The organism is Deinococcus aquaedulcis, from assembly GCF_019693445.1.
GTDB lineage: Bacteria > Deinococcota > Deinococci > Deinococcales > Deinococcaceae > Deinococcus > Deinococcus aquaedulcis.
Window position 1 is genome coordinate 1 of record NZ_JAHRBL010000034.1, and the last position, 20,640, is coordinate 20,640.

Here is a 20,640-nt window from a genome sequence, read left to right on the forward strand (position 1 = left end):
CTCGGACGTGACCTGGAGCGCTTGCCCTCCACCCTGGTCGGCTTTCACGTCCTTGCCGCCTGCATTCTGCTCTGCAACAACTTGAAGCCTCTTTTTGCATAGCCTTCTTGGCACTCTCTAGAGAAACCTTAGTCGTGGGATCGTGCGGTTTTTCTTATCGCGACGCGTGATGTCCTGTGCTGTTGGCTTCTATCAGGAGAACTCATGCTGGGCCCAGACAATGCCAGTCACCACGTATCAGGCAAAGAAGCAAGGGCCTTCCATCGTCCGACCAATCTGTCTATCAGGACCCAGAGAAATCTGCACCTCCAGTATGCTGTGGGTTCACAGATGCCTTTGATTGCTGGCCATACAACGTGTCTTCTGTCACGTTTCTTTCAAAGAAGGACATAAAGATCAGCCGTCTTCGGCAACGTCCGTTGACGTCATTCGTTGACGCGCGCGGGGATGATCATGACTCATGCCGTCATCAGGACAGCCACAGCCGCTTGAGGGTTTGGCAACGCCCGTCGAGAAGGGGGCGTACTTACAGGCAATGACTCTCCCAGGAGGCCACGGCGCAAAGGCTGAAGGTGCTCTGAGCTGACTATGGCATGCAAAAACTGTCTCCAGACACGGACGTTCTTTAGAAAGCTGCCCATGAGCGTCGGAACCTTCCTGTAAGGGCTGTGAGAATATTTTGACGTCGCGTTGTTTTCCTCATCGTTTCTTCACTGTTCCAACGAGGTTCCTTGTGTCGACCTGTGTTCATCGACTTACCGTTGCTCTCGCCCTGCTGGGAACCACTGCTCTGGCCAACCCCGCTTCCATCCCAGTCGATCAGGCCTATCTGGATCAGCAGGCCAGGCAACTGACCCAGGCCATCACCGAGGCGGTCAGTGAAGCGGGCGGCAACCTCGACTCGCAGCAGCTTCATCTGGTGTTTGCCTTCAGCACAGGCCATTTCGCCAAAGACCCCCTGATGGCCGAAGCGGCCCGTGTGATCGCTTCAAATGTCGCCGAACAGCACCTGGTGAACGGTGATCAACTCAGTGCCTACGCCTGGGAAATGACTGTATGGCCGCATAAAGGCCAAGCGCTTAATCCGTTCACGGTTGGCAGTGACCGCGCGGCCCTGCGCGCCTCCTTCCAGGATCTCTGGCCCAGGTCAGCTCAGGCTGGAAGTGAAGGGGGCCATGATACAGAAGCTGCCATTACCCAGCTCACGCAGACACTGGGCGACAGTCGCAACGCGGTGCTGGTGCTGCTGACCAACTCGGCCGCCAGCGTGGCCGGAACGCAGGCGCAACGGACGATCGGCGAGAATGATCCAGCTTACCTGAGTGCCCTCGAACAGTGGACCCGCGTCAGAACAAGTAACACCACCGGCGCGTCTCTTCAGCTGGGGATTCGTGACGACCAGCCCAACCGAACCTTCGATGCGGTGATTGTCGTCCCCAAGGCGTTTGAAGGCGCGGCGCTCAGTGGAAGCCGGGAAGACTTGATCCGCACGCAGACCGCTGAAGCGCCTGGGTCGCAATCTCCTGCCAGGGGGCTGCCCTCATGGATCTGGGCCTTGCCCGTCCTTGCCGTTGTGGGGGCTCTGCTGTATGGCCTGAGTCGCCGGCGCCGTGTCTCTGGGAGCCCAGCGGCACCACGGGTTCGCGCCGGGAAAGGCAACTGGACCTTGCAGGTCGCAGGCCGCACCTACGCACTCAAGGACGTTCAGGAGGGTGAACCGGTCTGCATCATCTGCGGGCCGGGATACCCCATTCCTCCGTCCAATCCGTCCTACGTCCTGCTGAGCAGCCCCACACTGCCGCCAGTCAAGCTTCTGACGATCCGGCGAACGGGCAAAACCCTGACCGTACAGCCCGACCTCGATATCGCCCTCGAAGAAGGCTCGCCGCAGAGTATTCCGGCAGGTCAGGACGCGGATTACACCCTCAGCGTCCGTGGCCGCGCCGCCAGCAAACCCAACCTGCCCCCCAAGCCGTTTGCCGCCACTGTGAACATCGCTATCCGCCCGGAGGAATCCTGATATGACCACCATGGACGTCACCAAAACGCTCGTTATCGGCCTGGGCAGTACCGGCACCCGCGTCTGCAACAACCTGATCCGCCGCCTCGACTGGCAGTACGGCTCAGCCAAACGCGCGCCGTGGGTCGAGTTCATGGCAGTTGAGACCAACAACAATGAGCCGTCGACCGCCCTGCGGGACCGTGGCGATTTCTATCCGATTGGGCTCGACGCGCGCGTTTACGGTCAGATTCTTCAGGACCCCCAGTCCCACCGCAAAATTCAGCTGGACCGCTGGGCTGACATGAGCACCCTGCGCAAACTCAAGGACACCGAAGGTGGCGCGGGCAACATCCGGATGGTCGGCCGCCTGACGTTCATGACCGATCCGAACTTCTCCAAACTGAAACTGGCACTGCTGGACCGCATCACGCGCCTGCGTGACCTGCAGGCCAGCGAAGCACAGATGAAACGGGGAAGCCTGCAGGACGGGTCCAACCCCATGATCAGCTTCGGCTCAGGCGGCGAGATCCGCGTGTTCGTGGTGGGGACCCTGTGCGGAGGCACTGGCAGCGGCCTGCTTCCAGACTTCGGGTATTTCCTGAAGTCTCTTCCCCTCAAAGAAACCGAGAAAGTCATTGGTATCTTCACGCTGCCCCACGAGCACCTGACCTCTGTGGTGGCTTCCAACGCGGACCGGCTAAAGAAAAACGCGTACCATGCGCTGCTCGAGCTGAATCATTATCACCAGGCCGCTTCCGGCACGCTGCCGCCCATCCATTACCCTGACGGCAGCGTGGCCTCGATGGAAAGCCATCCGTACGACCTGCCGTACCTCGTGGCTCCATCGGCGCCCACCGCTGACGGAGAGGCAGAGCTCAACGAGCTGGTGGCTGACCGTATTTTCATGAACATCATCAGCCCGGAAGCAGATCCCATGAGCCGGGCCGTGGACGCGCCCCTCCCGGACCGGGATCACCAGGCCCACGTGTTCAGCACCTTTGGCCTTTCGGTGGTCGAGTTTCCCGCCGCCCAAATCACGGAAGCGGCCGGGAAAAAGCTCCTCTTCGGCGCCCTCAACGAGTGGCACGCATTCAAAAGTGACCGGGTCACGGACCTTACGTCCCTGGTTGGCGCCGACTGGCACAGCCTGATTCCCGCCTACCTGCAAAAGCCCAGCGAGGACTGGCAGAAAGAGGTGACGGCGGCTGTAAACAGTGAGCTGGGCGCTGCGAAACTGGATTTCGCCAAGCTTGACCGGGCGCTCGCCGCCCTCCGTCAAGCGGTGGCCCCAGACGGCGCCCTGTCCAACCAGCTGCGGGCCCAGCGCGACCAGGTCACCGAGCGGATCTATCAGCGTTTCTCGGATCATGCCCATGAGGTGCTGCTGGACCGCACCCGCGGCCCAAAAGTGCTTTCGGCGGAAGTGCAGAACCTGCTGAGTGACCTGCAGGACCTGCACGAGGTGGCCCGGGCCAATACTGCGGTCTCTCAGGCAGAAGCAGCAGAAGCCTGGCAGAAGGTGGAAACCGCTGTGCAGCGCTTGAGAGACGAAGTCAAGCGGGTCAGTTTCCTGAACAAGAACAAGGGCAACATCGAAGCGGCGCAGCGCGACCTTCGCGCCGGTATGCGGGAATTCGCCCGCATTCAGATGGAGTCGGCGCTGTACGCCAGCATTCAGACCCACCGCAAGTACGGCGAGATTGACTTCGGTGTCGCGGAGCACCTGCAGCGCCTGCTTCAGCAGGTGCAGACCAACCTGAGCAATCTCGACAGCCGGATTACTGCGGTGAAAAACAAGCTGTACAGCGATGTGGAAGCCAAGTCCACCACCCTGCCTCCGGTCAACGGCCTGGTGCTGCTTGAGCCGCGCACCACCGTTCAGGATGAGTACCGGCGTGCGCTGGAAGCGGGACGCAGCAGCAGCGTGCAGCACCTCGATAACCTGGAAGCCCATCACTTTGAGGCCCTGATCCGTGGCTGGAGTGACCTTCCGGGCATCATCGTGCCGTCCGTGCGCCAGCTGGACAAAACCTGGATTCACGCGCCATTTGATCCGCGCGGTGAACACCTGCTCCCGGCAGAAATCATGAATCGCCTGCTGAGCGAGGCGTCCCGCCCCTTCAGTCTGATCCTCGCCCGCGAGAACGTGGTGGAGAAAGTGATGCGGGAACGTCAGGTCTCGCCCACCATGGACAACAAACTGCGTGGCGCCGCCGAGCGCTCCCGGCCGTTCCTGACCCTGAACAAGCAGCGGGCGGTCGAAGGCAACCGCAGCCCCGTAATGGAGCGTCAGTCGATGTTTATCCCCGAAGGGACCAATCCCTCGGAGGAAAACACCTTCAAGAATCTGGTGTCCAACAGCTTTGCCCTGTCCAGTTCGAAAGGGGCAACCTCCGCCGACCCGACCCGGACGCTGTTTCTGGAAGAGTATTACCGCTTCCCCCTGCGAGGCCTTGACCAGGTCCTCGGTCAGGGCGGACTGCACGAAGCCCAGTGCCAGGATTTTCCCACCTTCCACACCCGGCGGGACGTGCAGTGGTACGGCCTCTCGAAACGTGAGGCGCAGCTGTTAGAGGACGCCGCTGAAGCCCTGGTGGTCGGCGTGGTCATGGGCGAATTGATTGTGAAAGACGGCCTGGTGATGCCCTGGACCCCGCAGGGTTTTGGGGACCGTGACTTCCGCCGACTGCCCATCAAGCTGGAGGAAGCTGCCCGCGTCCTGGCCCGCGGCGAACAAGACCTCGACAGCTACTCGCTGTTGGGCGCGCTGCCGACCCTGCAAGCCCGCATCGACCATCACTGGAAGCGGCATGACCTGGATCTGCACAGCAGCAGCCAGGCCTTCGTCAAGCAGTTGCAGACGCGCCTGGAAGAGTTTTACCATCAGGGCCGTCAGGGTCAGATTGACGGCTGGGGCGATCAGGCCTGGGCAGGTGAGCAGCTCGCCAGATTCACTGCGAAACACACGCCGCTCCACGAAGCCACGATGCTGTTGTACCCACCACCGGCGGCCAAGATCAACGCCCTGACCCTCAAAAAGGACCAGCAGGGCCGCTGGGGCGGCTACGCGCCCAAAGATGGGCTGTACTGCTACGAGTGTGGGGGCCTGGTCGGCGAGACCATTCAGGACGCCGCGCGCAACGGCTGGCGCTGCTTTACCAACTCTGCCCACTACTACGGCAACTGAGGACCAGATGACGACCATAACCCTCTTCCCAGGCAACCCGGTCATCCGGGTGATGCTGGTCATGATCATCGCCCTGTTTGCCTTCGGGCTGTGGCAGTGGTACCGCAATTACCGGCGGCTGGGCCAGGAAATCAAGGCGGCGCAGGACCTGAAAGCGCGGAAGAATCTGCTGCTTGACGCTGACACCATCGGTCTGTCGCTTGGACCGGCCAGTAACTGGCTGGCCGGGCGGCTGATCAAACTGATGGTCGCGCAAAATGGTCTCGCTTTCGCCCGCCCTGCCGACACCCTCGATCCGGTCCTGGATGAAGTGCAGCGCATCAATGCGTCCGCCCGCGCTGTGCCGAATCTGTTGCTGCTGTTCGGGCTGATCGGCACGGTCGTGGGCCTGATGTTCACCCTGGGGAGCCTGGGGCCACAGATTCAGGAGTCGATTAATACAGGTGCGCCCGCCGCGGTTGCCCGGAGCCTCGGGCAGACCTTGCACGAGATGAGTGCCGCGTTCGCCGGCACGCTCTGGGGCGTGGGGCTGGCCTTCGTGTTGCAGGCCCTCAACGCCCTGGCGGCGACGCGCGCTGGTCAGCTGAGCGGCGCCCTGGACGAGCTCAGCCTCCATTACGCCCCGATGGTCTACCCGGCTGGCAGCGAAAAACAGCTGCAAAGCCTGCAGGACCTGGTGCGGCGCAGTGAGGAGTTCCTCTCCGAGACGCAGCAGGCCATTGCGCAGACCAGCGCGGACTTCTCGAAAGTTCTGCTGGACGCCGGCCAGGCCATTCAGGGCAGTCTGGTGACGCTCCAGAGCACGTCGAAAGATATTTCTGAAGCCCTGAAGGTGGCGAGCTCAGACGTCAAACTGAGCAGCGAACGACTAAATACTGCGGTCGAGAGCATGCAGCGTCACCGCCAGGACTACCGCAGCATCTACACCCAGTTCAACGAGATGTTTGAACGCTCCATGCGCAAGCTCTCCGACCACAGTGACTCCGAGCTCCGCGAGATTCGCGAACTTCAGTCGGCCTTCGGTCACACGGGCGCGCAGATTGTGCAGGAGATTTTCCGGACTGGGGAGCAGCTCAACCGGGTCAGTACGGACCTCGCCGCCAGTCAGGCGGCCTACATTGCCGGGACCGAAACGGTAGGCACCAGCCTGAAGCAGGGCTTTGACACCCTGCACGAGCGCCTCGACGGCACCCTGTCGCGCTACACCAGCGAGGTGAACATGGTCAGCGCGCACCTCACCGGCCTGGGGGACAGCCTGCAGGCGAGCAGCTCCGCGACGGCGACGCTCGAGCGCACGCTGCGGGCCAAGGACGCCGCCGAACTCACCCGCGCGCGCGATCAGGCGCAGCGCGAAGGGCAGCTCACCAGCAGCGTCGTCAATCTGAACGAGCAACTGCACCTCCTGGTCCCCCTGATTCAGAGCCTGAAGGATCCTGGCCCCTGGGAAGGGCAGCTGCTGGGCGCGGTCGAGGCGCTCGTCAAAACCTCCGCCACCGGTCAGTCGCAACAGGAACAGGGCTGGCGCGCCCTGGGGGAACATCTGGGCAGTCAGAATGAGCAGCTGCGCAAAGAAAGTGGCGCATTGCACCGTGAAATGCAGCAGGCGAACACCCTTCTGCTGGGCGTGCTTGATCAGCTCTCATCCATCACCGATCAGGCGCCGGCCCAGCAGGCGCAGGCAGCGCAGGCCACTGAGGCCGCGCTGCGTGGTCAGGCCGCAGCGGAAGAGATCCGGGCCCTGTTGACTCAGTTGCCCTCCCAGCTCGGGACCGACAGTCTGCTGCGTGCCCAGGACAGCCTGCAGGTCACGCTCGACCGCCTCTCCCAGGCCCTTGAAGGGGCGATGGGCCCCGCCATGGTGGACGGCCCCGCCGCATGAGCCGCAGGCGTGCCGTCGCGGACGAGCTCAACCCGTACGTGGCCCTGACCGATACGACCCTGAACGTCATCCTGGTGATGGTGTTCTTCGTGGCCACCCTGACCGCCGTCGGTCGGGTCAGTTGGGACGACATCCGGTACAAGGACGCTCAGAAGGCGTTTCGCAAAGCCGTCATAGCGCTGATTGGCGCGCCGCAGCGGCCCAGCGTCAACGTCAGCAAGAACGATCCGCCTGGCACCCAGCGCTGGGTCTTTAAAAGCAGCGCCCTGTTTGTGCCCGGCAAGGCGGTTCTCAGCGCCAACGGCAAAGCCACCCTGGGCCAGTTCGCGCGGGCCCTGCGGCAGAATAAAAACACCTGGCGCCGCATTCGGGTGGAAGGCCACACCCTGCCCACCACCCGGCGGATCAATGACCGCTGGGAGGAGGCCACCAACCGCGCCGCCGCTGTGGCCCGGTACCTGGTCACCCAGGGCAACATCGAACCCTATTTCCTGGCCACGGCAGGGCGCGGCGGCCAGGATCCCCTACCGGACCTACCCTCAACGGCGGCGGCGCATGCCAGAATCGAGATCGTGCTGGAGTACGCCAATCAATCCGCCGACGCGAGGAAGAGCCCTTGACCTGCGCCGGGTGCCAGCGTCCCGTCCGCGACACGGACCTGAACTGCGCAGGCTGCGGCGCCCCAGTCGGGGCGCTCGCGGCCGGTACCCGGCTGCACCACCAGTACCGCATTGAGCAGGCGCTGGCCCGTCAGGGAGGCCAGCGTTATCTGGCGCTGGATGAACAGAGCGGCAGCCGGGTGCTCGTGCTGGAGTTTTTTCCAGAAGGTGCCCGCCGGTTTGGCACCCTGGTGATTCTGGATGCGCAGCGCCAGGAGCAGCGGGCTGCCTGGGCCCGCCTCGCGGAGCACTGGACCACCCTGCACAGCCTGACCTTGCGCCGTCCACTGCAGGTCTTTGAGCAGCACGGCACCACCTACGTGGTCTCACCCGTTCCGGCCGGCGTTCCCTTGAGCGAGCAGGTCGAGCGACAGGGCGCTCTGGGAGGCGACGAGGTGGTGCGCCTCGTGCTGGTGCTGGCTGAAGTGATAGAGGAGCTCGCCGCCGCCGGGAGTCTGGACGGCCCACTGGAGCCAGAGCGGATCACGCTGACCAGCACCGGTGTGCGTCTGGAGCTCGGCTGGGGTCAGGAAGCGCCGGTCGCTTACCGGGCGCCGGAGCAGCTGATGAGCCAGCCTGCCGTGCGTGTGGCCAGCCGGATCTACAGTCTGGGTGCAGCGGCGCACTTTGCCCTGACCGGTGAGGCTCCCCCCGGGGCAGCGCACCGGGCGCTGGGCCAGCCCCTACCACCGTTGCCAGCTGGAACCCCCGCCTCCCTGCGCCACCTGGTCACGCAGGCGCTGTCGATTCAGCCGGATCAGCGGCCAGTGACCCTCGCGCAGGTGCAGGCGGCCCTGAGCGGTCAACCGGCAGGTCAGGCAGCCGGCCCCGCCCAAACCGCACAGGCTGTGCGGGTGCCGGCCCATCAGAGCTGGTTGATGCATCTGGCGGTTGGGGATGACGTGGTGGTCACGGCCGGCGCCGATCAGCAGATCCGCGTGTATACCCTTCAGGGCCAGCCGGTCCGTCACCTCGACGGCCTGACCGGGCGCCCGGTCGGCCTCGCTGTGTTGCCTTCCGGCATTGTGGCTGCCGACGCACGCGGCCGGGTCCATGCCTGGGTGGGGGGCAGTTACCGCTGGGGCGACAGTGGGGGCGCCCTGGAGCACTGTGTGCCGCTCGGAGAGACCCAGGTCGTCACGGTCTCAGACCGGCCTGCGCTGGGCCTCTGGCGGGTTCCAGAGGTTCAGGCCCTGGGCACCGCGCCCTTGCAGGGCTCCTGGGTCACCGCGCTGGGCGCCTCACCTTCGAGCACCATCCTGTACGGGACTGGGCGCGGCGAAGTGATGGTGTTTGATCCGAAAAACATGACCCAGATGCCTCTGGGAACTACCCTGCAGGGGCCAGTTACGGCCCTGGCCGCTGGCGAAGGTGGGCAGGTATACGCGGCGGCGGGCCGTGATCTCTGGCAGCTGGGCGCAGGTACCGTGGCGACACTTCCCGCCGTGATCCAGGCCCTGGCCCTGGCTCCCGACGGAAGGCTGTATGTGGCCGCTGGCGGGGAAGTCTTCCGGGCGGGCCGCGGGCACGCCATGACGCGCGTTCTGGACGCTGGAGCGCCCATCCGGGCCCTGGCCTGTACCCAGGACCTGGTGCTCGCGGGAACCGAGACCGGCCACCTGGTGCTCCAGCCTCAGTCCACCTCTACCTGAATCTCGGGTTCAGACCAGAACAAAGGGCGCCCCACATGCGGGGCGCCCTCTTTTATGTGCTGTCCGGGTCAGCTGGTTGTGGCCAATGTGAGTGTGCCGTTGCGGCTCTGGAAATGACCCTGCTCAGTGGCCCAGGCAGCCAGGGCCAGAATGCGTTCCCGCTGCTCTGCCGTCACCCGGCGGAACCCCAGAACCCTCAGGGTGCCTTCAGGCAGCTCCTCCGCTGTGATGCCAATTGCACGTTCCACCACGCGCGTCATCGCGCACAGCAGCTCATGGTTGCTGACATAGTCCAGCTTCTGTTCAGCAGACGGCCGGTGCTCCCGGCTCCGGGCCACCCAGAGCTGTGCCTCCGACGTGGCCAGGAAAGGGGCGTCAACCATCAGGCGCCCGTCCTGGGTTCCCACCATCACGGCCCGCTGGAAGGCGTCACGGATGCGGTTGCCCATACGGGTGACGCCCGCCACGTGCATCAGCCGGCGCAGGGCGAGGTCCTCGTGAATGGGCCCTTCCTGCGTCACCACCTCAACTAGGGCCTGCGCCAGCCGGTGGCTTGGAATCAGGTGAAAGTCAAACCCCGATGAGTCGATCGCCACGCGCGCTTCGACATAGGGATCAGCGGCAATGCCCTGCATGACGGAGGGCGCTCCGCCAAGGGTCTGGCCCACCGAGGCGAAATCCAGGTTCTGGGTACTGGCGCTCACATCACTGAACCAAGCCGTCTCCTCACTAGGAGGGGCGTCAAACAGGTCTGTGAGGTCGTCTGCCGGCACTTCGGGGGCTCCCAGCACAGCCACTTCCTCCTCGGCGGCTGGTTCCTCAGCCTGATCCGCGTGCAGCACGGCCCACTCCACGGCCGCCAGCAGCGCCTGCTCTCCGCGCTGCGGATCACGGAACCAGTCAACGCTCCAGATGCGGTGAATCCGCCAGCCGAACACGCGCAGCACGTCCTCACGCAGGCGGTCACGGTCACGGACGCTGCGCGCGCGGTGGTAGGCAGGACCGTCAAATTCCACGCCCAGGACGTACCGACCCGGCCGGTCCGGATGCTCGACGGCCAGCTCAATGCGCGAGGCGCTGGTGCCGACCTGCTCATGCACGGTGTAACCGGCCCGGCGCAGGACCTGCGCGACCTGTCCGGGCAACCCACCCGCCTGGCCGGTGACGCCTGTGGCTCCAGAGCCCGTGGTGGCCGACACGCAGCGTTCCAGGAACGCTTTGAAGGCGTGCAGGCCCCGGTGAGACTCAGAGGCGTCCAGGCCTGTGACCGCTTCAGGCAGGAAGTTGGCGAAGACTTCGATCCGCAGCCGGGCCCGGGTAATCAGGACGTTCAGGCGCCGCCAGCCGTCAGCGGTTCCCAGGGGCCCAAAGTTCCGGTAGAACTGTAGCCCTCCGCCGGCCTTGAGCGCGTAGCCGTACCCGACGCTGATCATGATGACGTCGCGCTCGTCCCCCTGGACGTTTTCGAGGTTTTTCACCACGAACCGCTCGTGGGCGTCCTCCCGGAAAAACTGCTGGGTCCGCTCGTCGAGCTGGGCCACCCGCTGGTCGATCAGGTTCTCGATCAAGGTCTGCTGGGCAGCGCTGAAGGTCACGACGGCCAGGCTTTCCTGCGGCCGTTGGCGGGCATGCCGCAGCACCGCCTCGACCACGGCTTCAGCTTCGCCCGGATTGTTGCGTTTTCCGCCGCGGCCAAACGGCGCGTGCTGCGGGTCCACATGGTGAAACTTCAGCCCCAGATGGTCCTGCTGGGCACTCGCGTTGGGGAAGGTCACGAGCTCGCCGTCGTAAAAGGCCTCGTTGGAGGTCTGGATCAGGGCTTCGTGCTGACTGCGGTAGTGCCAGGTCAGGCCCTGCTTGAACCCGGCGTACTGGGCCTCAAACAGGGCCAGCAGCGACTCGAGCCCCACGTCGTCGGCATCTTCATCCGCCTCTCCAGTGGCCTTGCCGAAGAAATTGGTGGGCCCCAGCTGCTTGAGGTCACCGACCACCACGGCCTGTCTGGCGCGCAGGAGCGCGCCCAGGGCGTCACTGGGCCGCACCTGCGAAGCCTCGTCAAAAATCACCACGTCGAACTCCAGCGTTCCCAGCGGAATAAAGCTGGCGATCGACAGTGGGCTCATCATGAAAACAGGTTTGATGGCCTGAATCGCCTGGCCCGCCTGTCGCAGCACGTCGCGGACAGGGAGCAGCCGCTTTTTCTTCGCAAACTCCCGTTGCAGGACCCCCACCTGACCCACGCTGCTGGGCTGCGGCAGCACCCGCAGGTAGGCCTGCTTGACGCGCTGGCGGTTGAGGGTAAACCGCTTGACGTCCAGTTCGCGAAATTGAGCGCGCTTGTCCGCGTGGCCCAGCGGCTCGAAGGTGGCCAGCGCCGGGCGCTGAGCAAAGGCCTGCTCGAGCAGCGCTTCATACCAGCCCAGTTGGGCGCTGGGCAGCAGCAGGGCTTCGGCGCGTGCCGGCGGCAGGGCCGGAAAGAACTCGAGCAAACTGGTCAGCCCGGCGGTCTGCAGTCGGGTGCTGAGCTGATTCCAGCTGACGATCAGCCGCAGCGCCTGAGGATCACGCGTCACATTCCGGCCCACCTCATGCAGGCGCTCCAGGGTCCACTGCGGGGCGTCCGGAAGGGAGGCCGCCTGCGTGAAGGTCTGCAGGGCATCCCTGAACGCCAGGTGGTGCGTGGTGAACTGCTGGCCCTGCTCTTCAAGGGCGGCGCGCAGGGCGGGTTGCCGGGAGAATTCACTCAGGACCGGGGCCCAGTGAGGATGGGACGTGCGCCGGTCGGCCAGCCACCGCGCGGTGGTGGCCAGCGCGGCCCAAGGCGTCTCCAGGCCGCGGGCCTGCGCGCCCAGCAGCGACTGATGCGTCTCGGCGGCGCTGTGCAGCGTCGTCTCTAGTGCCAGCAGCGCGTCCAGGGCAGGCAGCGGCGCGCCGCGTTGCCCACTCAGCAGGGAGGCGAGTGCCTGACGCCCTGCGCGGATGACCGGCCACTCGCCCTGGCGGGCGGCCGCTGTCCGGTCACTGTTCAGCCAGTCGATCAGGGCGAGCGCGGCCGGGTGATCAAGATCCTCAGCCACGGTCCAGCCCGACAGGGTGCCGGCCTGGGTCTGAAGGCGGCGGGTGAGCGACTGGTGGTCTTCGACCCGCTGAAGGACGGCCAATTGCTGGTCCAGGCCAAGCGGCTGCACCATCCAGCCCTGTACCTGCTTTTTCGCGTTGCGGACTGCGCCGTTGAAGATGCTCAGCAGCCCCCGGTTGGCGCTGAGCGTTTCGCGGAGGCTCTTGACGTTAGCGTCCAGCGCGGCGGGCTTGACCTGAGCCAGCAGGTTCTGGCGCAGCGCGGCGCGTTCGAGCCCGAGGTCCAGGACCTGCCGCAGGGGCATCTGGACCAGTGCCCAGGTCGTCGGCCGCTCCCAGGCCCCGCTGGCCGCCGGAAACAGGCCCTGGAAGCCCGTAAGGAGCTCAGTATGTTCGAGCTGGGCTTTCGCTGCCGCTTCGAACGGCGAACGCACCTCTGCCCAGCCGGCCTGGTCGGTGGTCAGGCCAGTCAGGTCCGGCGCGCTGAGCAGGTCCTGGAAGGCGGAGGCCAGGACGTCCAGGTCCGCCTGACGATCAAGCGGGCGCCCGGCCAGGACGTCCAGGCCCTGCAACGCTGGGCGCAGATCATCCAGCGACCGGACGAGTCCGGCCGCCGCCGCGTCGAGGCGGGCCCGGTCCTGGGGCAGCTCGCTGGCTTTCTGGCTGCCCCAGAGGGTCAGTGCCTGGGGCAGGCCGTGCTGCGCGACCCAGCGCGCGAGTTCCTGGGTGACCTGCTCCGCCTCGGCCCACTCCTGCATGGACCAGGTCGCCAGTCTGGCCGGGACGGCCGGGGCAGGGGAGGGCCGCGGCTCATCCCGGAGCCTGTCCTGGAGCTCCTGTAGCCGCCCCATCAGGTCATAGGGCGTCATGGTCAGCGGGCCCAGCGGCTCGTTGAGGGCTTCGGGAAGGGCGCGCAGGTGGTCGACCAGTGCGGCGAGGCGCCGGTCTTCCCCCGCGTCACTGACCTGCACCTGCCGCTCCTGGTACAGGGCCTGCTGCAGGGCGTCACGCAACACGGCCTTGCTGGCATTCTTGCTGTGCAGTGCGAGCACCGCGTGCTCAAGCCCCACGCGTTTGAGGCGGTCTTCCACGACGCTGAGGGCCGCTTCCTTTTCCGCCACGAACAGCACTTTCTTGTTCTGCGCGAGCAGGCCGGCAATCATGTTGGTGATGGTCTGGCTCTTGCCAGTGCCGGGCGGGCCCTGCAGCACCAGGTGACGGCCCTGCAGGACGTGTTCGATCGCCTGTGCCTGGGAGCTGTCGGCGTCCAGGACGTGCCAGACGTCTGGTCCGGTGGTGGCGGCGTCCGTGCTCAGGCTGTCGGGCAGCCGTTCATCGGACAGCTGGCCCGCCAAGAGCGGCGCCACCAGTGGGTGCTCGTAGGGCGTGACGTCCTGCGGCCAGCGTTCTGGCAGCAGGTCGTTGTACATCATGATCTTGGCGAACGAGAAAAACCCGAGCGCGATGGCCTCGTCGTCCACGGCCCATGGCGTACTGGTTGACGTGGTGGTCGCTGGAGCGAACCAGTCGGCTGTGTCAGCGCCGACGGTGGTCTGGCCCATTCTGGGTTTCAGGGCCTGGCGCACCGCCTGAAAGTACGCGCTGGGCGTCAGTTCGTCGGCTTCGCCCAGTTCTGGGACCGCCAGCCCCTGCTCACGGAGCTTGAGGTTGAGGGTGAAGTTCTCCGGCAGCTCCTCGCCGCTGTAGACCATCCGGAAGGGCTCGGCCCTGTTGCGGCGCTCGAGGTGGACCGGAATCATCAGCAAAGGCGCCAGACGGGGAGAGAAATCGTCAGTTGTTTTCTTATCCTCGTACCACCTTAGATGGCCGAGCGTCAGGTAAAGGCAGTGCACGCCCTGCTCTTCGAGAAATTCCTGGTTGGTCCGGTGAATCCCCAACAGACGTTTTTGCAGGTCCGCTTCGGTGAGCGGCACCTTGAGCACCACCTCGTTTTTGCGAATGGTCCCGCTGACGACCTCCTGCGGCAGGTCATCCTCGTCTTCCGGCAGGGCGTCGCGTGAACCCTGGAACACCACGGCCCGCATGTCGATGACCAGGGCGCGGTAGAGCTCATCGAGTCCCATGCCCTGCGCTTCCAGGCGTTTGGGCTTCAGTTTGCCCTTGGCGTCACGGGTCGGGAAATGCAGCGCGGGATTGCGCGTGCTGAGGTCGAGCAACTGGTCGCGGTGCCAGGCCAGGGCTTTCTCAATGCGGGCGTTGCGGTCCACCGTGACGGTCATGCGTGCTCCTGTTGAAGAAGGCGGAAAATACGCTCGCGGGACATCTCTGTCAGTCGGGCGAAGCCAAGGACCCGGGCCACCGCGTGGGGGCGTTCATGCACAGGCAGATGCTCCACCAGGCGGCCAGCGGCTTGCACCTCCTCGTCGCACACGAGGTCGAGGGTCCGGGTGGCCAGGGCGCTGCGGTCACGCACGGGTGGCGTGTCCAGGTCGGGTGGCCAGAGGAATTCACCGCGCAGACGCACCTGACCGGCCGCTTCGGCGGCTCCCAGGGCGCGGTCCAGGCTGGCGGCCAGTCGCGGCCCGACCTTGCCCAGGCCGTGCGCGGCGATCACGCGCCGGAAGGCTTCCTGACGGTGCACCGGACCCTCCGCCAGAACAACCAGACTCAGCAGGCCGGTCAACTCAGCAGTGGTGCGGCCCAGCACATCCGAGGTGGGCTGAGGGGGCAGGCGGCACTCGCGGTACGGGGCCACACCAGGAGCTGTGCTCCGGCCCGTCAGGCCACTGGGCGGTGAAGGCCAGCGGGGGGGCGGGGGCGTGGGGGGGGCCGTCCGGCTCGGCATGCCCGTTGAGGGCAGTCCACTGAGAAACCCGGCCGGAATTCCTGTGGAGATGGAAGGTGGAGGCGCAGGGACTTCGCGGCTGACAGCAGGAGGCACGGGTTCTGGCCTGGCCGGCGGCGGGCTCAGGTCCGGGACGGCCCGAAATTCGGTGGGGGCCAGCTGGAGCAGGCTGAATTGGTGCAGGCTGCCCAGGGCAATGCTGCGGCCGTCCGCATTGCTGCTGGTGGCGGTGCCTCGGCCGCCTGGAGGCGCGTGATGGGCAATGGCGTGGCCGGACTGCGCGTCCAGCAGGTACAGGCCGCCCCCCAGGGCCCCCAGCAGGCGGCCATTGGGGTTGTAGAACAGATGGGTGACCGGCGCCGGCGCCTGAAAACTCGCCAGTTCACGTCCGGTGGGCACGTCCCACACCAGTAGCCGGCGGCCGTGGGCAGTGCAGGCCCGCTGACCGTCGGCGCTCAGGGCCACAGCGGTGACTGCTTCACCCGCCAGGGTAAAGGTCCGGAGCACCTTCATGGTCTGGGTGCGCAGGACGGTGACGGCCTGGGTGTCGCGCACCAGCAGCAGGCGGCCGTCACTGGAGAACGCGAGGTCAAGGGGGGGATCCTCACGCCTGGTCAGAGCGGAGAGGGACAGGGTCTGGACGGCCGGCTCGCCCTCGGTCAGGGTGCACAGCAGGATCAGGCCCTGCCGGCCAGCCACGGCCACGCTGCGGCCATGGGCCGCCGCACTGACGGGGCGGTCCGGGAAGTTGACTGGTGGCCCCAGGGGCGTCCCGTTGAAGGCGTGCCGCTGCACCAGACCGTCCCGGGCCAGCCACAACCCACTGGCGGTGGCCGCGGCGGCGCGGACGCCCGCGACCTGGGCCAGTGGCTCGCCCGAGACCGAGTGCACCGCCCGCAGGTCACCGTCCGCGCTGAGAGACCACGCGACCTGAACAGGCCCCGCAAATCCCACCTGCACGACGGCGTCGGCGCGCAGGTCGATCTGCCGGAAGCCGGCGAATTTGGCCGAGAGGGCGGGCAGGGGCGCTGACGCCGTGCTCTCAGGGGCGCGCCAGACCTGGCCAGGGGCCGGGAGGTCGGCCTGCGGAGCCAGGGCAGCGGCGGCCCCCACAGCGCCCAGGAACTCCCCCAGGCCGTCCGGAGACCGGCGCATGGTGTCCATGAACGCTGCCAGGTCCTCGGCGAGACTGGGCGCGGCCGCCTCCATGGACCCGAACACCAGTTCCAGTCCGTCGTGGAAGAGCGGGAGGACCTCCAGGGCGCAGTTCAGGGCGTATTGCAGTTCATCCACGTGCTCGATGCGGGGCAGCTTGCCCTCGCGCCGGGCGTAGACGGCCAGCAGGGCCTGGGCCCACAGCCGCTGCCGCTCCACAGGGAGAAGTCGGCCCTGCTGCGCGGTGTGGATGGCCTGAGCGAAGGTCAGGGCGCCCAGGTCGTCGCGGCCCCGCTGCAGCAGATCGAGAAAGGCCTGCGCGCTGCCGGGCCGATCAGCGGGCCGGATGGCCAGCGCCTGCGTGATCGCGGTTCTCAGGCCGGGGGCGTAGGTCAGCGCCATCGGCGGCAGCGGCACGTCTTCATGGAGGCGAGCCACAGAGACAGGGGGCAGCTTGGCCGTGATGGCGAACAGGAGGGTGGCGGCCAGGGCGTACAGGTCGGTATAAGGCCCGAAGTTGCCGGTGTTCGCGTACTGCTCAATGGGAGCAAAGCCGTGGGTCAGGACGACAGACATTTCGGCGGACTGGCCGCCCGCGTACTCACGCGCCGCCCCAAAATCGATGAGCACCGGTGTGTCCGTGTCGGTGAGAAAGACGTTGTCTGGTTTGATGTCGCGGTGAAGCAGCCCGGCGTCATGAATGACAGCCAGCGCTTCAGCCAGCTGCCGGGCCATCCGGAACGCCTCGTCCGGCGTCAGGGCGCCCTGCGTTCGCAGGCGCTCCATCAGCGTGCGGCCCTGCAGGTGATCCATGACAATAAAGGCCGTGCCGTTTTCCTGAAAGACGTCCTGGACCCGCACCACGTACGGTGAATTGAACCGCGCCAGCGCCCGGGCTTCCGCGACAAAGCGGCCCATCATGCCCTCGAAGTGCTCCCGGCTCATGCCCGGCGGAGTGCGGATACTGTCACCCTGCCGGACGCTGCCTTGCGGGAACAGCTCCTTAATCACCACCAACCGCTCCAGAAGCCGGTCCTGAGCCAGGTACGTCACGCCGAATCCGCCCTGTCCCAACGTCTTGTTCAGGTGGTAGCGGCCTCCCTGCAGGTGGCCCACCCGCGCCATCGTGTCTGACACTCTTTACTCCCTTCCAGGGCACTCACGCTGTGCCTGACAACCGTAGTGAAGCCCACTTTGACAACGGGTTTCTAACAGAACGCCCACAAGACGAGGGTAAGGCCCAAGGGCGTCAGTGGTTGACGCTTAGGAAGATGAGCCCAGAGCAGACCGGACCCCCGTCCTTCGCAGACCATGCTGCGGATCAGGCGACGCCCCGTGAGCACCCTCGAGAGCTGAATGCCGCGATACGGGCCTCCCGTTTCTCGAGCCAATGAGCGGCGTCATTACCTGACGTTAACTCACTCTAAATTCATGCCGTTCTTACAGAAGCGGTGAAGTCCGCGTGGTCGCCGCCAAATATCTGCACTTCTCCTTTGATTACTGCCTGACCCCTGAGAGGCCTTAGCCATGCGAAAAAGAATCCGCCCATCACGTTGGCGCCCAAGTCTCCTGTGCGTGACCCTCCTGACGGCTGTCGTCCCGCCTCTCACCCCCGCCACTGCAGTGGGTACGGCCTCAGCCAGCGCCGTTGAGCAGACCGTTCAGGTGAGTGGGCAGGCCCTCATCACCGGCACGCCTGCGGCGGCCAGGCAGGCCGCGCTCAATGACGCGGTCCGCACCGCCATTGAGCAGGTCCTGGGGGCTTATATCAGCGCCTCAAGTACCCTGCGTAATACCGACGAGTTTGAGCAGCTTCAGCAGCGTCTGATCAAACGTGCTGACGGGTTTGGCCGTGTGGTGCAGGTCCTCAGTGAGAACCAGCAGGGTGGCACCTACACCGTGACGGTCCGCGTGGCCGTGGCGCGGCCCAGCCTGGAGCAGGAACTCAAGACCTTCCTGACTCAGAAAGGTGACCCCCGCATCCTGGTGGTGATTCCCGAGCAGGTGCTGCGCCGCGTTGTCCCTGATCCGGCGGCAGAAACGGAAGTGCAGCGCGCGCTGATCGCCGCGGGCTACCGCGTCGTGGATCTTACCCAGACTCAGCACAACACGGTGCGCGATACCCTGCGGGGCGGGTCCGTCTCCCCACAGGCGCGCAGTGAACTCGCCACCCGCTATCAGGCGGACCTGCTCGTCACCGGCGAGGCGTTTGCCGAGGAGTACGGCGCAGTTCTGGGTCAACGCGCCTACACTGCGCGCCTCGAACTCAAGGTGATTGACCTCGCTACGGGCCAGATCCTCTTCAGTGACGCGTTCACAGGTGCCGCCACAGCCGCCACCGACGCGGTGGCCGGAAAGAGTGCCTTGCAGAGCGTGGCGCAGATTGCCGCTCCAGCCCTACCGGCAGCGCTGCTTGGTTGGCTCAGTGGGAGTGGCAAAACGGCCGGGCGGACATTCACGGTGCGCTTTCAGAACGTCCCGAATTTCCGGGTTTTGAATGACACGCTGGCCACCCTGCGGGGGAGCGCTGGCGTACAGGCCGCGCTCAACCGTCAGTTTGACGCGGCGGGGGCACTTGCCGAAGTCGAGTACAGCGGTGCTCCCGAGGACCTCGCGCAGCTGCTCGAGGATCTTGGCCTCACCGTCACTGGCCTGAGTGCCGGCGAACTCACTGTCACCTTCCGTTAGGAGAGATTATGAAACGACTGTTGACCACCACGTTGCTGTTCGCTGGACTTGCGGCCGCGCAGGGCGCAGAGGCACCTGTGACCCCTCAGCAGTTCCTGAAGACCGAAGGCGTCCAGGCCACGTACACCGTTCAGAACGGCGACCTGAACCCCGCCGACGCTCTCCAGCTGATGCTGCAGTGTGCCCCACCCGTCTCGGCACCGTACGACTCTGACCTCGATGGCCGCAACGATACGCTGCGGGTCTACGGCTTCGCCATTGTCTCTGCGCAGGTGTACCAGGCGCGCGGCGTCACAGCGCTTGCGCCCGCCATACAGAAAGCGCAGCTGCGCGCCAACGGCGCGGCTGCCGAGTTCTTTGGTGGTCTGCGCACAGCTGTCGAACGCGCCCTGGACACCCGCAATACCACGGCCAGTGTGGTGGACGGCGGGGACCTCAAGCTTTCTGACCTCGCCGTCGAGACGGTGCGTGACAGCGTGTCAACCAGCGCGCAGGCCCTGCTGCGCGGCGGGCGCGTCACCGGACACCGCATCGTGAGTCTCGGGAACCAGGGTCTGTGCGTGGTGGCCCGCTACGAACTGCCCCTCGATCAGCGGGCCGGCGCACCGGGGGTCCCGCAGCCCACAGCGCCTGGGCCATCACCAGCACCCGTGCCCCGCTCTGGCGGTTTTCCCCCACCGCCGCCAGGCACCACTGGAGACTTTTAACCCTTTGTTCCTCTCCACCTCTCTCAAGGAGTTCACCATGACCACCCTGCGCCTGCTTGCCCTGACCATCGCCCTCGCCGCGCCTGTCGCCGCCCAGACCGCTCCAACGCAGGCTGCGCCTCCCGCCACTGTTGCGGGGGCCGCCGCTCTTCCCGATGGCCAGGTGAGCATCGCCGTCGGGATCTTCAAGTGCAAGGCGGCGAAGTGCTACAGCGACCTGGGGGACGGCGTGGCCGACGCCCTCACCACAGCGCTGCTGAACACTGGGAAATTCACCGTGTACGAGCGCGAGAACACCACGCAACTCACGGAGGAGGTGTTCTTCCAGGGCGGTACGGCGTTTGAAGGTGCGGAACTGTTGATTTTCGGATCGATCACGCAATACGAGCCCGAAGCGTCCGGGGGCGGACTGAGCTTCATGGGGCTGTCCATCGGGCAAAAGAGCAGCAGTATTGGCATGGACATCCGCATCGTAGACGCCAAAACCCGCCGTATCATTGGCGCCACGCAGGTGCAGGGCAGTGTCTCAGGCAACAGCTTCAGCATGGTCGGGCTGCTGCCAGTGAACATCGGCGCGAAAACCAGCCCGCAGATTGAGGCCGCGATCACTCAGATGCTGAACAATGCCGTGAAAGATCTGCTGCTAAAGATTCCGTCCAGCTACTACAAAGTTCAGTAAGGGGCGGCAATCTGGACCAGCGGGCTTTTACTCAGGAGTTGCACCTGCATAACAGCAGGAGAGCGCTCCCAGCCGGGAGACTCTGGGAGTGTCTACGTCACAGATTCCGGGGGAGCGCGTTCGCATTCTGGCAGATGCATTTCTGGCC

General features: G+C 65.5%; 10 protein-coding genes and 1 pseudogene. 9 read left to right on the forward strand and 2 right to left on the reverse strand.

Annotation, left to right across the window (positions count from 1 at the left end; translation table 11 throughout):
• The 6 genes and pseudogenes from KMW22_RS18565 to KMW22_RS18590 all read left to right on the forward strand — a co-directional run.
• A pseudogene (locus KMW22_RS18565) lies at positions 1–102 on the forward strand (IS5/IS1182 family transposase); the annotation flags it as partial.
• 631 nt (positions 103–733) lie between these two features.
• Positions 734–2,020, forward strand: a complete 1,287-nt coding sequence (locus KMW22_RS18570) for a hypothetical protein (protein WP_221091515.1) — start codon at positions 734–736, stop codon at positions 2,018–2,020.
• A gap of 1 nt (position 2,021) precedes the next feature.
• Complete coding sequence (locus KMW22_RS18575; RefSeq protein ID WP_221091516.1) at positions 2,022–5,189, forward strand: tubulin-like doman-containing protein; 3,168 nt, start codon at positions 2,022–2,024, stop codon at positions 5,187–5,189.
• Positions 5,190–5,250: 61 nt separating this feature from the next.
• The gene (locus tag KMW22_RS18580) at positions 5,251–7,068 is read left to right on the forward strand and encodes a hypothetical protein (RefSeq protein WP_221091517.1); all 1,818 of its coding nucleotides are present in this window, start codon (positions 5,251–5,253) and stop codon (positions 7,066–7,068) included.
• Entirely contained in the window at positions 7,065–7,688 is a 624-nt protein-coding gene (locus KMW22_RS18585; RefSeq protein ID WP_221091518.1) for an OmpA/MotB family protein, read from the forward strand. Before KMW22_RS18580 ends, KMW22_RS18585 begins: the two co-directional genes overlap by 4 nt.
• Positions 7,685–9,379 (forward strand): serine/threonine-protein kinase, encoded by a 1,695-nt coding sequence (locus tag KMW22_RS18590; protein ID WP_221091519.1) that lies wholly within the window; start codon positions 7,685–7,687, stop codon positions 9,377–9,379. Before KMW22_RS18585 ends, KMW22_RS18590 begins: the two co-directional genes overlap by 4 nt.
• A 68-nt stretch (positions 9,380–9,447) precedes the next feature.
• Here the strand turns inward: KMW22_RS18590 and KMW22_RS18595 are convergent, their stop codons facing one another.
• Positions 9,448–14,697: a DUF3320 domain-containing protein gene (locus KMW22_RS18595; RefSeq protein WP_221091520.1), complete on the reverse strand. Its 5,250-nt coding sequence runs from the start codon at positions 14,695–14,697 to the stop codon at positions 9,448–9,450.
• The gene (locus KMW22_RS18600; RefSeq protein WP_221091521.1) at positions 14,694–17,555 is read right to left on the reverse strand and encodes a DUF3320 domain-containing protein; all 2,862 of its coding nucleotides are present in this window, start codon (positions 17,553–17,555) and stop codon (positions 14,694–14,696) included. Before KMW22_RS18600 ends, KMW22_RS18595 begins: the two co-directional genes overlap by 4 nt.
• Before the next feature lie 528 nt (positions 17,556–18,083).
• Between KMW22_RS18600 and KMW22_RS18605 the strand changes: the two genes are divergently transcribed.
• The 3 genes from KMW22_RS18605 to KMW22_RS18615 are packed head-to-tail and all read left to right on the forward strand — an operon-like array spanning position 18,084 to position 20,492.
• A complete protein-coding gene (locus KMW22_RS18605) occupies positions 18,084–19,106 on the forward strand; it encodes a flagellar assembly protein T N-terminal domain-containing protein (RefSeq protein ID WP_328774760.1) in 1,023 nt (340 codons plus the stop codon).
• Positions 19,107–19,114: 8 nt separating this feature from the next.
• Entirely contained in the window at positions 19,115–19,813 is a 699-nt protein-coding gene (locus KMW22_RS18610; protein ID WP_221091523.1) for a hypothetical protein, read from the forward strand.
• 37 nt (positions 19,814–19,850) lie between these two features.
• A complete protein-coding gene (locus KMW22_RS18615) occupies positions 19,851–20,492 on the forward strand; it encodes a CsgG/HfaB family protein (RefSeq protein WP_221091524.1) in 642 nt (213 codons plus the stop codon).
• Positions 20,493–20,640: the final 148 nt, after the last annotated feature.